Source organism: Teichococcus coralli, from assembly GCF_009829925.1.
Taxonomy (GTDB): domain Bacteria; phylum Pseudomonadota; class Alphaproteobacteria; order Acetobacterales; family Acetobacteraceae; genus Pseudoroseomonas; species Pseudoroseomonas coralli.
Map to the genome: position 1 here is coordinate 171451 of NZ_SNVJ01000009.1, position 15297 is coordinate 186747.

Genomic DNA, 15297 nt, shown 5'->3' on the forward strand with positions numbered 1-15297 from the left:
CTCGCGCCCTGCCTCGCGCCGGCGGCGCATCACCGCCTGACATGGTCGCGGGGCGCCGTCACCAGGCCAGCAGCGCCAGGGCAAGCACCGCTGCCAGTTGCAGCGCGCAGGCGCGCCGGTAGAGCGCCAGGGCGCGTCGGAGGTCGGCGGCGCTCGCTTCGGCGCGGCCCTCACCCATCCAGGCGTCGTCCACGCGGGCCGTGCCGTAGATGCGCGGGCCGGCGAGGCGGAGGCCCAGGGCGCCGGCCATGGCGGCTTCCGGCCAGCCGGCATTCGGCGAGCGGTGATGCCGGGCATCGCGCCATACCGCCCGCCAGGCGCCGCGTGCCTCGGCACCCCGCGTCAGTGCCGCCGCCAGGGTGAGCCAGAGCGCCGCGAGGCGGGAGGCGGGAAGGTTCACCCCGTCGTCCAGCCGGGCGGCGGCCCAGCCGAAGGCCTCATGCCGGGCCGTGCGGTGGCCGATCATGCTGTCGGCGGTGTTGATCGCCTTGTAGCCGGCGATGCCCGGCAGGCCCGCCACGCCGCACCAGAAGGCGGGGGCGACGACGCCGTCCGAGAAGTTCTCGGCCAGGCTCTCGATCGCCGCGCGGGCGACGCCCGCCTCGTCCAGGGCTTGCGGGTTCCGGCCGACGATCATGGCGACGGCCGCGCGGCCGCCTTCCAGGCCGTGCTGCTCCAGCCCCTCGGCCACCGCGCGGACATGGTCGTGCAGGCTGCGCTGCGCCGGCAGGGTGGCGGCGAGCAGCGCCAGAAGGGGCAGCGCCAGGGCGCCGGGCAAGGCGGCGAGCGCGGCGCCCTGCACCAGTGCCGCCGGGGCGATGGTGGCGAGCAGCAGGAGCAGGAGCGCCGCCATGCCGTTGCGGCGCCGCCGCGCGAAGGCGAGGGACGGGCGGTTCAGCCGGGCGTCCAGGGCGGCGATCAGCGCGCCGATCCAGACCACGGGGTGGCGGATGGCGGCGAAGAGCGGGGCGGGATAGCCCAGCGCGGCTTCGATGAGCAACGCGCCGGCCAGGATCAGGAGGGACGTGGACAGCAGGGGGGATCGCCTGTTAGCGCGGGGCCTCGGTTCGTTTCTTCCGGGCGGAAAAGGTCGGCGGGATCCATTTCCCCGGCCTTTGCCCGGATGATCTCAGCGGCAGGGGGTAGCATGGGGCCGGACAGCCTGGAACATGGCGGGCGGCTGGCCGAGGCGCGGCGGCACTTCGTGGGAGCGCCGGAGCCTTTCATTGATCTCTCGACCGGCATCAACCCGGTGTCCTGGCCGCTGCCTCCATGGCCGCCCGAGGCCTTCACCCGCCTCCCCGAGCCGGGGGAGGAGGAGGCGCTGCGCGAAGCGGCCGCGGCGGCCTATGGCGTGCCAGCCACGGGCTGCGTGGCGGCGGCACCGGGCACCCAGTTGCTGATCCAACTGCTGCCGCGCCTGTTTCCGCTGCCGCAGCTCCGCATTCTCGGCCCCACCTATGCCGAGCATGCCGCCTGCTGGCGCGCCGCCGGGACGGTGGTGCGGGAAGTGGCGGAACTGGAGGCGCTGGACGGCCCCGGAGGTGCCCTGCTGTGCAACCCGAACAATCCCGACGGGCGCCGCCATGCGCCCGCCGTGCTGCTGGCGCTGGCGGACCGGCTGGCGGCGCGCGGCGGCTTCCTGGTGGTGGACGAAGCCTTCGCGGACCTGGAGCCGGAGGCGCTGGGCTGTGCTTCCGCCTTGCCGCATCCCGGGCTGATCCTGCTGCGCTCCTTCGGCAAGAGCTACGGCTTGGCGGGCCTGCGGCTGGGCTTCGCGCTGGCGGCGCCGGCGCGCGTGGCGGCCATCCGTGCCGTGCTGGGACCCTGGGCGGTGTCGGGCCCGGCGCTGGCCGCCGGCAGGGCGGCGCTCGCCGATGCGCCCTGGCGGAGGGCCGCCGCCGCGCGGCTGGAGGAGGAGGTGGTGCGGCTGGATGCACGGCTCGCCGCGGCCGGGCTGCGGGTATGTGGCGGGACGCGCCTGTTCCGGCTGGCGGAAGGGGAGGCGGCATTCTGGCACGGGCGGCTGGGCCGCGCCGGCATCCTGACGCGGCGCTTCGCGGACATGCCGCACTGGCTGCGCTTCGGCCTGCCTGGCGACCCCGCGGCCTGGGCGCGGCTGGAGCAGGCACTCGACCTTCGCCGGGATGCCGGAACGGTCTGAAGCTTCTCATGCCGTCATGGTGGTGGGGGTCCATGCTTGTTTGCGAATCATTATCACTTGCGCCTATGCTCGCCCGGCATCGGACAGGAGGGAGATCCGCCATGTTCCATCACCGATCCTGCGGCACGGCCGATCTTGTTGCGCTGATGGCCGCACATCGCGCCGCGCCGCGCGACCTGACCGCGCTGGACCAGCAGGACTTCACCGGGCTGCTCGAGCGGCTGGAGCAGCAGCGGGCGCCCGCCGCGCAGGATCGGGCCGCGGCCGCCCAGGAGCGCTGAGGCGGCCGCCTGCGGGTCGTTTGCATGGTAAATGTTATGTTGTAACGTCCGCCCCGGCGGGAACGTCACCGAGCCTCCCGGCTGCGCAGGGCGCGAAGCGGGGCTTGCGGTGGCGTTCCCCATCTCCAGGATCTGAGCCTTTCATGAAACATGGTGACTTGCCGCCCCGCGCGCCGCGTGGCCGGACTCTTGCGCTGCTGGCCGCGCTCGGCGCGCTCCTGCTGCCGCCGCCCGCCCGGGCGCAGGAAACGCCGGAACCCGAGGAAGCCTGCGAAACGGGCTCGGTTCTGTCGCCCGGCCTTTGCCTCAGCAGCGGCATCATCGTGGACGCCTTCGCCAACCTCCGCGGCGGGCTGCGGCAGGGCGTGGCGGCGATCGGGCAGTTGCAGTTCGGGCTGCAGGCCGATTTCGACCGGATCGCCGGCCTGACGGGCTGGAGCCTGGGGGCCAGCGCCATCGCCGTCTATGGCAAGGAGCCCGCCACCGTGCTGACCGGCTCGCTGGCGCCTCCGAGCAACATCGAAGCGCTTTCCTCCGTGCGGCTGATGGAGTTGTGGGTGCAGCGGGAGGTCGAGGGCTTCGGTTCGCTGCGCCTCGGCCAGCTGGCCGCGGATACCGAGTTCGCCGTGGCCGATGCGGCCGGCAACCTGGTGAACGGCACTTTCGGCTGGCCCGTGGCGCTGGCGGAGGGACTGCCTTCGGGCGGCGTGGCCTATCCCTTCGCCGCGCCGGGCGTGCGGCTGGCGCTCGGCGCGCCGGACCAGGGCAGCGGCTTCCGCCTCGGCCTGTTCGCGGGCGATCCGGGCGGGCGCTATGGGCAGCAGACGGAGGCGCAGCGGCACAACCGCTATGGGATCAACTTCAGCACCGTCGGAGGCGCCTTTCTGATCGGCGAGGCGGTGCTCGGCGGCCGCGCGCCGGAGGAGGGGCCGCGCCCCTGGGTGGTGAAGCTGGGCGCCTGGTATCACAGCGGCGGCTTCGACTCGCAGCGCTTCGACGCCGACGGCCTTTCGCTCGCCGACCCCGCCAGCAGCGGGGTGCCGCGCCGCTTCCACAACGACTACGGCGGCTACGGCATCGGCGAGGCGACGCTCTGGCGCGGGGAAGGGCAGAGCCTGGCGGGCTTTACCCGGCTCTTCGCCGCGCCCTCGGACCGCAACCTCGTCTCGCTGCAGGTGGATGTCGGCGTCGCCTGGGCCGGTGCCTTCGGGCGGCGGGAGGACACGCTCTCCTTCGGCGTCTCGCAGGCGCGGATCGGGCGGGGGGCGCGCGGCTTCGACCAGGACACCGAAGCCTTCAGCGACCCGTTCCGGCCGGTGCGACGGCATGAGACGGTGCTGGAGGTGAACTACGACATTCCGGTCGGGCCGGCACATCTGCGGCCGCTGGCGCAGTGGTACATCAACCCGGCGGCGGGCGAGCCGGACGAGGCCAGCGGCCGCGGGCTGCGGGACGCCGTGCTGCTCGGGATGCGCATGCAGGCGGAGTTCTGAGCGCCACCCTCGCGCCGCGGACCGACGAGGGCGAGCGGCACGGGGCTGCCCGCCAGCCCGGCGGCGGCGGGGGAGGCGGAGTGCGCTGGCCGGGGCCGTGCCGCCGATACCCTGGGGCGCGCCTCCGCCAACGATATGGCGGCAGGGTGGCCGGCGCGGGGAGAAGGGTTGCGCGCGCCGCCGCCGCCTTGTTCCCGAACGGAACCCCTCAGTCGGAGGCGGGACCGGGTGCCTGCTTCCCCGCGGCCGGTTGCGGCGACGGCCCGGCCATGTTCTGCGCGGCGGTGACGGTCTTCTGCGCGGCCGCGATGTCGCCGGGCCGGGCGGCGGGCACCGGCTGGTGCGCGGCGGCCTCCGGCGCGTAGCAAAGCTCCGCCAGGATCGGGTAGTGGTCGGAGCCGAAGTCCGGCAGCGCCTCCAGTGTCCGGAGCGTGAAGCGCGGGCCGGCGAGGATGTGGTCGAGGGGCCAGGTCATCAGCAGCGAGCCGGTCCGGAAGGTCGGCACCCAGTCGCGGCCGATGCGGGGCGACAGCAGGCCGCCGACGCGTTCCACATGCTGCAGCACCCCCTCCCACGGCACGGCGTTGAAGTCGCCTGCCATGACGGCGGGCCCGCCGTCCTGCCGCGCTGCCAGCGCCGCCGCCAGCAGCTGGCCGTCGCGCTCGGTCGAGGCCTGGCCCGCCAGCGGCGGGCGCGGGTGCACGCCGTAGAAGCGGACCACCGTGCCGGACGGCAGGGCGAGGCCGGTGAAGATGGAGGGATTGCGGGAGTCGGTGAGGAAATGCACCTGCGGATCGACCAGCGGGTACTTCGACAGGATCTCCATGCCGAAATAGTTCTGCGTCACCTGCTTGGCGCTGTGCGGCCATTGCCCGCTGAGGGCCTGCAGGTGCTGCGCCCACCACGCGTCCGTCTCCTGCAGCAGGATCACGTCGGGATCGGCGCGGCGGAGCAGGGCGAACAGCGGCTCGGCGCTCTCGTCCGTCATCTGGACGTTCGCCGCGACCACGCGCAGGCGGTTGCCGGACGGGCAGTCCGCACCGGCGGCCATCATCCGCACCGGCGATAGCGGCGTGTAGGGGAACAGCACCGCCGCCTGCCAGACCACGCCGGTGGCAGCCACGACGCCCGCCACCATGCTGCTCCAATGCAGGCGGCGGGGCAGCGCCAGCAGCAGGCCGAGCAGCACCGCCTGGGCGATGAGGAATTGCAGGCGGGGGAAGTCGAGCGTGCGCACCCACCAGGCGGTGGCCTCGGCGTGGGGGAGGATGGTGACGGTCAGTCCCGCCACGGCCAGCAGCGAGAGCACGCCCCTCGCCCAGCCGACCCAGGCGGAGACCCGGGTGCCATGCCGCCTCGTTCTGGGCATCGAAAGCCTTTCCCGCCGCGCGGGAGCCGGAGCCTCCGCAAGATCATCCCGGGGAGTAAGCGGCGCGGACCGGGAGGGTTGCCGGCGGGGTGCCGCCTCAGGCCGCGCGATGGCTCGCCGCGCGCACCCGGCGCTGCTGGCGCAGCACCTCCTCGATCCAGTCATTGAGCCGCGCCGTCTCCGCCTCGGCCTGCTCGCGCTCGGGATAGGCGACGGGGAAGCGGAGCGCCATCCAGCGCCAGGCGACGAGGCGCTTGTGCACCTTCTCGGCGCGCTGCAGTTCCTCGTTGCTGGCGCGCTCGGCCGGCAGCAAGCGCCCGGCCAGCGGCGGCCGCACCGGACGGCCGGCGCCGTGCTCCACCGCCCATTGCGCGAGGCGGGTGATGCCATCGTCGCGCTCGTCCACCGGGCACATGGCGTAGGTCCAGCGGTCCAGCAGGGAAAGGCCGGCGACGCCGTCGATGGCGGAGGCGATGGCGAGCGGCTGGGTCAGGTCGGCCAGGCGGTAGTTGGGGTCGTCCTTGCGCAGCACGGCCCGCTTGATGCGGGCGAGCACGCCGAACAGGCTGTCCGAGCCGATCTCGGCGGCGACGGCGGCGATGATCTCGGCATCCGGCTGCACCTGCGGGCGCAGCTCCTCCGGCGGCTGCGGCGCGGCGTGCAGCATGGCGTTGATGACGCCCGGGTCGCCGGCGCCCGCCAGCACGGCGACGATGCCGCCCTCGTGGTGGCCGAAGCGCCCGGCGCGGCCGCCGATCTGCTTCACCTCCTGCGCGTTCAGCTCGCGCCGCTCCTCGCCGTCGTACTTGCGGAGCGTGGAGAAGATGACGCGGCGGATCGGCAGGTTGAGGCCCATGCCGATGGCGTCGGTGGCGACCAGGATGTCGGCCTCGCCGTTGCGGAAGCGGGCGGCCTCGGCGCGGCGCACCTCGGGGGAGAGCGCGCCATACACCACCGCCACCTTGCGGCCGCGCTTCACCAGCTGCTCGCGCAGCTCCATGACGTCGCGGCGGGAAAAGGCGACCAGCGCATCTCCCGCGCGCAGGTCGGAAAGGCCGACCGGACCACGCGCGGCGTTCAGCGGGCTCTTGCGCTGGAGCGAGATCTCCTCGACCTCGTCGCCGCAGAGCTGGGCGATGCGCTTCACCATGGGGATGCATTCCGGCGCGCCGAGCACCAGCACCTCGCGCGCCGGGACGCCCATGATGGCGGCGGTCCAGGCGGCGCCGCGGTCGCGGTCGTGCAGGAGCTGCGCCTCGTCGATGATCGCGACGTCCACCGGGTTGCCGAAGGGGCACATCTCGACGGTGGCGGCGAGGTGGCGGGAGCCGGGGGCGGGGATGCGCTCCTCGCCGGTGGCCAGCGCCGCCTCGATGCCGCGCGTGGCCAGCGCCTCGCGGAACTCGTGCGCCAGCAGGCGCAGCGGCGCGAGGGCCAGGCCGCTTTCCGCCGCCGCGAGGCGGTCCAGCGCCAGGTGGCTCTTGCCGCTGTTGGTCGGGCCGGTGACGATGGTGATGCGGCGGATCAGCGCCCGCGCGGTGGCGAAATGCGCGGCGTAGCGGTCGAGCGCGGCGGCGCGGGCGACGGCGGCATTGGCCACCTTGTTGCCGCGCCCCGCGACCTCGGCGGCGCGGTCCAGCCGCAGGCCAGACTGGCGGGGCGCGCGGGGCTGCTGGGTCCGCTCGGCCTCGCGCCAGGCGAAGACCTCGCGCCGCAGCGCCGCCACCTCCGCGGGGTCGAACTCCCAGCGCTCGCGCCCGCCCCCCTTCTGGCCACTTTGGGCACCGCGCAGCCGGCGCGCCACCGGCACCAGCCCGGCGCCGACCCAGCGCAACACCTCCCGCTCCGACGCGCGGAGCAGGGCGGGCAGGGCCTCGACGCCGACCAGCCCGCGCTCCCATTCGCGCAGGCGGGTGACCTCCTCGCGCCGCTTCTCGCGGGCAGCCTTCTCGGCGGCGCGCAGGTCCTGCCGGCGGCGCTCCTCGACGCGGCCGGTGGCGAGCACGAAGTCGGCGGCCTGGGCGGCGTTCAGCCCGTGCGCGGCGGCGACGGCCTGGGCCAGCGCGGCATGGCGCTCGCCGGAGAGCGGCTTGCCGCTTTCCAGCAGCTCGCCAGCCAGGATTTCCAGCGTGGCCTCGGGCGTGGCGGCGGTGCCGCGCAGGCGGGCGGCGACGGCCTCGTCCAAGGCGGCGCGCAGGGCGCGCTCGTCGGCCTCGGGGTCGTTCAGGCTCTCGGCGGCGGCCTCGGCATCGGCGCGGCGCACCCAGGGCTGGCCGGCGCGGTTGGCCAGGTCCATCGCCGCCTTGGCCCAGTATTTCCGCCGCACCTCGACCAGGGCTTCCCGCACCGCCGCGGCGTCGGCGGGCAGGCGGCGGGCGACACGGCGGATCAACTGGGGCATCTCGCGCGGCTCGACCCGCAGGCCCGCCGCCAGGATGGCGGCCTCCGCCGGGTGGGCGTGGGCGTGGGGGTCGTCATTCATGCGCGGGCTCGTCTCGACTGCGGTGCATAGGGGTATGGCTTAGCGGAAAACACCGCCCGGAAGCCAATGTTGCGGCGCGGCCAAGGGGGCGCCGCCCCCTTGGAACCCCCGCCGGGGTGCCCGATGGGAAGAACTGTGCCACCCCGGACCCTGCCATCAGTGGCCCTCTTCGCGGCCGGGATCGGGCAGGAATATCTCCTTTTTTTTCGAACGAATGCTGGTTGTCTGCGCGCGCAAGCCGCCTTCCGCCCAGTAGGGACGGCGGAGGGATGATCAGTCGTTCGGCGAGCCAAACAGCCAGCGGAAGGAATGCCGGATCCGCGGAAGAAGCTGGCACTCCGAGACCACCTCGCCCTCTTCCTGGATGCGCAATTCAATGCGGCAGGAGGTTGGCCGGCGACGATCCACTTGGAAGGTAATGAGGCGCTCGGCGCCAGACTCCGGATTCCTCAGCACAAGATCCCCTTCGCCGAGAAGGTGATCGAGGCGGCGCTCTTCCTCACGAACGGAGCCTTGCTCGCCAGCGCGCGCAAGAGTCCGCTGTTCCGCGGGCTCATGTGTGTAAGGTCCGCCCCAACCGTCGAGAACAAAACTGTCGATTAAGAAATCATGGCCGGTTTCGTTGACGATGCGGATCTCGGCCAAGCCGTAGTCGATGTCGGCCGGTTGCTCGGCGGCGCGAAAGAAGCGGCGCTCGCCTTCCGCATGGTTGCGGTCGTGCCAGGCCCAGATATCCCAGCCGAGGTTCAGCAGGGCCAGGCCAAAGAGGAGGCGGAGGGACCAGCGTCCCAGGCGGGTTACGAGCCGGCGCATCGGGCCTTGAGGAGAAGCGGCTTTCCCACCAGCGGGCGCACCTTGGGAAGTGACGAGGTCAAGATCGCGGAATAAATTCCTTTTGCCAAGGATATTCCAGCGCCTCTCGTTTCGATCTCCCGCTCCCCCTTCGCTGTGCGGCCGGGTTCCAGCGCCTTCATGCCAGGGGGGGCGATAACGAACGGCGGGGTCTGGGGTGACACTGTCACCCCAGCGGGAGGGGCTCGGGGAGGGCGGCGCCTTCCCCGAAGCGGCGTCAGACGTGCTGCCCGCCGTTGATGTGGATCTCGGCGCCGTTGATGTAGGAGGAGGGGTTGGTGCAGAGGAAGTGGATGGTCTCCGCCACCTCGCGCGGGTCGCCGAGGCGGCGCAGCGGCACGATGTCCTGCACCAGCGCGTCGGTGCCGGGGGAGAGGATGGCGGTGCGGATCTCGCCGGGGGCGATGGCGTTGGCGCGCACGCCGCGCGGGCCGAACTCGTGCGCGAACTCGCGGGTCAGCGCCGCGAGTCCCGCCTTGGAGGCGGCGTAGGCCACGCCGGCGAAGGGGTGCACGCGGGAGCCGGCGATGGAGGTGACGTTGACAATGGCACCCTTCGCCGCCTCCAGCTCCGGCAGCAGGTCGCGCGCCAGCAGGGCGGTGGAGACGAGGTTGACGTTCAGCACGCGCGTCCAGGTGTCGGCGTCGCTCTCGGCCACGCCGAGGCGCCGGCCGCCGGGACCTTTCGGCGAGATGCCGGCGTTGTTGACCAGGGCGTGCAGCTTGCCGCCCGGCAGCCGCTCGCGCACGGCGGCGGTGAGGGCGGGGATGGCGCCGAGGTCGGCGAGGTCGGCCTGGATGTGGCCCATGCGGCCGCCGGCCCAGGGGCAGGCCTCGGAAAAGGCCTGGCGGGAGACGGTGAGCACCCGCCAGCCATGCTCCTGGAAGAGCTTCACCGTGGCGTGGCCGATGCCGCGGCTCGCTCCGGTCAGGAGCAGGGTGCGGGGAGCGTCCGACATGGGGGGCGACCTCGGGCGGGGATGCGTCGTGAGGCCGCAGGATAGCACGGGGGGTGGCGGCTGTCCCGCGCACCTCCCGTGCCCGGATCAGTCCAGCACGGCCTGGTAGCTCAGCACCCGCAGCTCGCGCCGGATCGGATAGGTGGTGGAGGGGGTGAGCTGGGTCAGCAGGACGACGGCCATCTCCTCGGCCGGGTCCACCCAGAAGGCGGTGCTGGCGGCGCCGCCCCAGGCATACTCGCCCGGCGTGCCGAGGATCTGCGCCCGCGCCGGGTCCAGCGTGACGGAGAAGCCGAGGCCGAAGCCGATGCCCTCGGCGGTGGACTCGGACCAGCGCGGCTGGCCCATCGCCGCCATGTCGCCCTTCAGGTGGTTGGCGGTCATCAGCTCCACCGTCTTGCGGCCAAGCAGGCGGGTGCCCTCCAGCTCGCCCTTGTTCAGCATGAAGCGGCAGAAGCGCCAGTAGTCGCCGGCCGTGGAAACCAGGCCGCCGCCGCCGGAGCAGACGCTGCGCGGGCGCAGGTAGCGGCTGGTGGCGGGATCGTCGATCAGCGCCAGCGCGCCGTCGGCGCCGCGCGCGTAGTTGGCGGCGAGGCGGGGGTGCTTCGCCTCGGGGACGTGGAAGTCGGTGTCCGCCATGCCGAGGGGCGCGATGACGCGCTGGCGCAGGAACTCCTCGAAGGGCTGGCCGGAGATGACGGCGACGAGGTGGCCCAGCACGTCGGTGGCGATGCTGTAGTTCCACTCGCGGCCGGGCTGGGCGATCAGCGGCAGGGCGGCGGCGCGCTCCACCACCTCCGCCAGCGAGGATTCGGCGGTCTGGAAGTCCACGCCCTGGTCCCGGTAGAGGCCGTCCACCAGCCCGGCCTGCATGAAGCCGTAGGTGAGGCCCGAGGTGTGGGTCAGCAGGTCGCGGAAGGTGATGTCGCGTTCGGCGGGGACGGTGTCGATCTTGCCGCGCGCGCCGCCGGTCGCCACGCGCATGTCGCGGAAGCCGGGCAGGAAGCGGGTGATCGGGTCGTCGAGCTGGAAGCGGCCCTCCTCGTAGAGCATCATGATGGCCACGCTGGTGAGCGGCTTGGTCATCGAATAGATGCGCACGATCGTGTCCGGCGCCATCGGCGTGCCGCGCGCGATGTCGGCGAGGCCGGTGCTGTGCAGGTGGGCCACCGCACCGCGGCGCGCGACCAGCGTGGTCACGCCGGCCAGCTTGCCGTCGGCCACAAGGCGCGCGGACCAATCCTCGATTCGCTTCAGCCGCGCGGCACAGAGGCCGACGCTTTCCGGCTGGACCAGGGCGGGAAGGCTCATGGGGCAGGCTCCGTCGCGAGGGACCGCGATCCTGGGCCGCATGGCCGCCGGCGTCGAGGGGGCAGGCGGTGCGCCATGGGTGCAGTTTGAGGCACAGGCCGGCGCGGCGTTGCCGGCGGCGCGTGCTAATGCCAATCCAGACGGCCGGCAGAAGGCCCGCCGCGCGCTGAACAAAACCTTCAGGCGGCAGGTCAAGATGGCGAATCTGATTGGAACCTCGCTGAGCGAGCGGCTCACCGGGACGGCTCTGGCCGACACCCTCTACGGCATGGACGGCAACGACACGCTGGATGGCGGTGCGGGCGCCGACATCCTGTGGGGCGGCAACGGCAATGACGTGCTGATCGGCGGCCGTGGCGCGGATGTGCTGAACGGCGGCGCCGGCAACGACATCTTCCGCTATCTCAGCCTGGAAGAAGTCCATCTCGACCGCATCGTGGACTTCTCGGCGGGCGACCAGCTCGACCTTTCCGCCATTGCCGGGCTGAGCTTCCTGGGCGAGGCCGCCTTCACCGGCACCGCGGGCGAGGTGCGGGTCAGCTATGGCGCCGGCAGCACCATGCTGCTCTTCGACACGCGCGGCTTCGGCGCCGCCGACCTGGTGCTGACGCTGGACGGCACCCTGCGACTGGCCGAGAGCAAGGCGGGCTCGCGCATCCTCGTGCTGGCGGTGGCGAAGGTGCTCGCCGGCGGCAGCGGCAACGACGTTCTGACCGGGGAGGCGGCGGACGATACGCTCTCGGGCGGTGCCGGGAACGACACGCTCTCGGGCGGCGCCGGAAACGACACGCTGATGGGCGAGGACGGCAACGATGTGCTGATCGGCGGCGCGGGCGCCGACAGCCTGTTCGGCGGCGCGGGCAGCGATACCTTCCGCTACCTCGACCTGAGCGAGATCAATGGCGACGTCATCCATGATTTCGCGACCGGCGACCGCATCGACCTCTCGGCGCTGGCCACGCTCCGCTTCATCGGCGACGAGGTGTTCAGCGGCGCGCCCGGCGAGGTGCGGCAGAGCGGTGAGATGCTGCTGGTGGACAGCGATGGCGACAAGGTCGGCGACATCGCGCTGTTCCTGCCGGGCGGCGGCATGCTGCAGGAGACCGCGACGGGCTCCAACATCCTGATCCGGGCGCAGCCGGTGGTGCTGACCGGGACGGAGGGCGTGGACCGCCTGATCGGCGGCGCGGGCGACGACTTCCTGGACGGGGGCGGCGACAATGACGGGCTGAGCGGGCTGGGCGGCGACGACCGCATGTTCGGCGGCGCCGGCAACGACTTCATGGATGGCGGCAGCGGCAACGACTTCATGGACGGCGGCACCGGCAACGACAACATGGTCGGCGGCTCCGGCGACGACATCATGCTGGGCGGCGCCGGGGATGACGCCATGGTCGGCGGGCTCGGGCGCGACATCCTGAGCGGCGGGCCGGGCAAGGACGTCTTCCGCTACTATTCCGCCGAGGAGGTGGACGGCGACCAGATCACCGACATGGATGCGCAGGACACCATCAGCCTGCGCATGCTGGGCAGCCTCGCCTATATCAGCGACCAGGCCTTCACCGGCACCCGCGCGGAGATCCGCTTCGACGGCGAGTTTCTCTGGGTGGACAGGAACGGCGACGGCATCGCGGACGCGAGCATGCGCGTCCATACCGGCGGCCTGCTGATGGACGAGACCGCCCCCGGCAACCTGCTGCTCGTGGTGGCGCAGGACCGCGTGCTGAATGGCGGCGCCGGCAACGACACCCTGACCGGCCGCAGCGGCCGCGACACCCTGAACGGCGGCGCCGGCAACGACATCCTGGTCGGTGCCTCCGGCGACGACGTTCTGGATGGTGGCGCCGGCGACGACGTGCTGAACGGCGGCACCGGCTCGGACACCATGACCGGGGGCGCCGGGGCGGACACCTTTGTGATCGATGTCCGGCAGGGTGCCGGCGCCGCCGACGTCATCACCGACTTCTCGGCGGAGGACAGCATCCTGCTTGCCGGCCCGGACGGGCTGACCTGGATCGGCGATGCTGCCTTCAGCGGGGTGCGGGCGGAGGTCCGGCAGACCCGTGTGGCTGGCGGCACGCTGCTGCAGATCGACGGCGACGGGGACGGCGTCGCCGAGCAGACGGTGCTGCTGCGCAACGCCGGCGCGGTGCGCGAAAGCGCCACCGGCTCGCTGCTGCTGCAGCTTGCCGCCGGCATTGACCGCAGCGGCACGGCCGGCAACGACAGCCTAGCCGGCGGGGCGGGTGACGACCGCCTGAGCGGCCTCGGCGGCAACGACACGCTGAGCGGCGGCGGCGGGAGTGACGTGCTGGATGGCGGTGCCGGCAACGACGTGCTGAACGGGCAGGATGGCGACGACATCCTGCTCGGCGGCGACGGCGACGACATGCTGGTGGGCGGCGCGGGCAACGACACCATGACCGGCGGCGCGGGCAACGACACCTTCCGCTTCGCGACGCCCGCCGAGATCGGCCTGCGCGGCGATCGCATCACCGACTTCGCCTTCGGCGACAAGATCGATCTCACCGCCTTCGCCGACTTCGCCTTCTCGCCCGACGGGCTGACCCGGGCGGGGGCGCAGATCGCCGTCTGGGAGAGCTATGGCGGCGCCAATGCCGGCAAGACCTTTCTGGTCTTTGATGCCGACGGGGATGGCCGCCCGGAGGCGGTGCTGGAGCTGGACGGCGACTTCGCCCTGGAGGAGACCGCCGCCGGCTCCCGCATCCTGGTGCGGGCGCCCGACCGGGTGCTGAGCGGCGGCGCCGGCAACGACACGCTGAGCGGCGGCGCGGGCAACGACACGCTGAGCGGAGGCGCCGGCAACGACGTGCTGGATGGCCGCGGCGGCGACGACAGGCTGCGCGGCGGCGCCGGCGACGACCGCCTGCTGGGCGGCGCCGGCAACGACTGGCTCTACGGCCATGAGGGCAACGACATTCTGGAGGGCGGTGACGGCAACGACCGCCTGGAGGGTGGCGACGGCAACGACCTGCTGATCGGCGGCCTGGGCGCCGACAACATGGTTGGCGGCGCGGGCAGCGACACCTTCCGCATCGCCAGTGCCGCGGAAATGGCAGGCGACGTCATCGCCGACTTCTCTGCCGGGGACATCCTCGACCTGGCCGGGCTGCATGCGCGCTTCATCGGCGGCAACAACTTCGTCGCCGACGGCTCGGCGCAGATCCGCATCTTCACCGGGTCGAACACCGGCGTCGCGCTCGACAGCAACGGCGACGGGCTGATGGACGCGCTGCTCACCCTGCGCGGGCTGCTCGCGCTGGAGGAGACTTCCGCCGGCTCGGGACTCTTCCGCTGCGTGCCGGATGTGACGCTGACCGGCACAAGCGGGGCCGACATCCTTTCCGGCCGGGAGGGGAACGACACGCTCAACGGGCTCGACGGCGACGACGTGCTGAGCGGCGGCGCCGGCAACGACGTGCTGAGCGGCGGCGCCGGCAACGACGTGCTGAACGGCGGGCTTGGCAACGACACGCTCACCGGCGGCGCCGGCAACGATCGCTTCGTCTGGAGCCTGGACGAGCTGAACACCTACTTCAACGATACGGTCACCGACTTCGGGGCGGGCGACAGCCTCGATCTTTCGGCGCTGTTCGGGCATTTTCGCGGCACCGCCGCCTTCACCGGAACGGGCGTGAGCGAGTTCCGCCAGGTGGGCGCCGCCATCTATCTCGACATCAACGGCGACGGCTTCTCGGACAGCTCGATCCAGCTCACCGGCCTGACCGGCCTCCTGGAGGAAACCGAAGCGGATTCCGGCGTGCTGGTGCTGCCTGCGCCGATGGTCCTCACGGGCACCGCCGGCAACGATGCGCTTTCCGGGCGCGGCAACGCGGACATCCTGTCCGGCCTCGGCGGCGACGACACGCTGCAGGGCGGCGGCGGTGACGACCGGCTCGACGGCGGCGCGGGCAACGACATCCTGCTGGGCGGCGAGGGCAACGATATCCTGATCGGCGGCCCGGGTGCCGACACGCTGACCGGCGGGGCAGGCAACGACCGCTTCGTCTTCGCCAACGGTGACGTCGGGCTGGGCGCGGCACGCGACGTGATCACGGACTTCAATGCCACGGCCTATACGGACCTGCTCGACCTCTCGGGCATCGACGCCAACACCGGGCTGGACGGGGATCAGGCCTTCGTGCTGATCGGCGGCACCAGCTTCACCGCGGCGGGCCAGCTTCTCTTCGCGAACGGGGTGCTGTACGGCAACGTCAACGCCGATCTGGCGCCGGACTTCGAGATCGTCCTCACCGGCGTCAGCAACCTCTATTCCTGGCACTTCGCCGGGCTGTAGGGCGGCGGCGGGCGGGTGGCGGAAAGGGGCGCCGCGCTTGCGCTGCATCAAGGACGCGGCGCAGCCCCG

Annotated in this window: 10 protein-coding genes; 4 read left to right on the top strand and 6 right to left on the bottom strand. The window is 72.6% G+C overall.

Annotation, left to right across the window (positions count from 1 at the left end; translation table 11 throughout):
* Positions 1 to 58 precede the first annotated feature (58 nt).
* Entirely contained in the window at positions 59 to 1036 is a 978-nt protein-coding gene (cbiB, locus tag E0493_RS12530; protein ID WP_160937314.1) for an adenosylcobinamide-phosphate synthase CbiB, read from the bottom strand.
* Positions 1037 to 1147: 111 nt separating this feature from the next.
* Between cbiB and cobD the strand changes: the two genes are divergently transcribed.
* The 3 genes from cobD (at position 1148) to E0493_RS12545 (ending at position 3938) form a co-directional block, all read left to right on the top strand.
* Positions 1148 to 2164 (top strand): threonine-phosphate decarboxylase CobD, encoded by a 1017-nt coding sequence (gene cobD, locus E0493_RS12535; protein WP_235913740.1) that lies wholly within the window; start codon positions 1148 to 1150, stop codon positions 2162 to 2164.
* Positions 2165 to 2265: 101 nt separating this feature from the next.
* Positions 2266 to 2445: a hypothetical protein gene (locus E0493_RS12540; RefSeq protein ID WP_160937295.1), complete on the top strand. Its 180-nt coding sequence runs from the start codon at positions 2266 to 2268 to the stop codon at positions 2443 to 2445.
* Positions 2446 to 2588: 143 nt separating this feature from the next.
* Positions 2589 to 3938 carry a carbohydrate porin gene (locus E0493_RS12545; RefSeq protein ID WP_160937296.1) on the top strand — a complete coding sequence of 450 codons (1350 nt, stop codon included), beginning with the start codon at positions 2589 to 2591 and terminating at the stop codon, positions 3936 to 3938.
* Positions 3939 to 4146: 208 nt separating this feature from the next.
* Here E0493_RS12545 and E0493_RS12550 read toward each other — a convergent pair whose 3' ends face one another.
* The 5 genes from E0493_RS12550 to E0493_RS12570 form a co-directional block, all read right to left on the bottom strand.
* A complete protein-coding gene (locus E0493_RS12550; protein WP_160937297.1) occupies positions 4147 to 5307 on the bottom strand; it encodes an endonuclease/exonuclease/phosphatase family protein in 1161 nt (386 codons plus the stop codon).
* 97 nt (positions 5308 to 5404) lie between these two features.
* On the bottom strand, positions 5405 to 7789 hold the full coding sequence (locus tag E0493_RS12555; RefSeq protein ID WP_160937298.1) for a helicase-related protein: 2385 nt from the start codon (positions 7787 to 7789) through the stop codon (positions 5405 to 5407).
* A gap of 273 nt (positions 7790 to 8062) precedes the next feature.
* Positions 8063 to 8602, bottom strand: a complete 540-nt coding sequence (locus E0493_RS12560) for a hypothetical protein (RefSeq protein WP_160937299.1) — start codon at positions 8600 to 8602, stop codon at positions 8063 to 8065.
* A gap of 256 nt (positions 8603 to 8858) precedes the next feature.
* Positions 8859 to 9599 carry an SDR family NAD(P)-dependent oxidoreductase gene (locus E0493_RS12565; protein WP_160937300.1) on the bottom strand — a complete coding sequence of 247 codons (741 nt, stop codon included), beginning with the start codon at positions 9597 to 9599 and terminating at the stop codon, positions 8859 to 8861.
* An 87-nt stretch (positions 9600 to 9686) separates the two neighbouring features.
* Positions 9687 to 10910, bottom strand: coding sequence for a serine hydrolase domain-containing protein (locus E0493_RS12570; protein ID WP_160937301.1), 1224 nt, complete (start codon positions 10908 to 10910; stop codon positions 9687 to 9689).
* A 196-nt stretch (positions 10911 to 11106) separates the two neighbouring features.
* On the opposite strand from E0493_RS12570, the gene E0493_RS23815 reads away from it, so the two are divergent.
* Complete coding sequence (locus E0493_RS23815) at positions 11107 to 15228, top strand: calcium-binding protein (RefSeq protein ID WP_302466833.1); 4122 nt, start codon at positions 11107 to 11109, stop codon at positions 15226 to 15228.
* Positions 15229 to 15297: the final 69 nt, after the last annotated feature.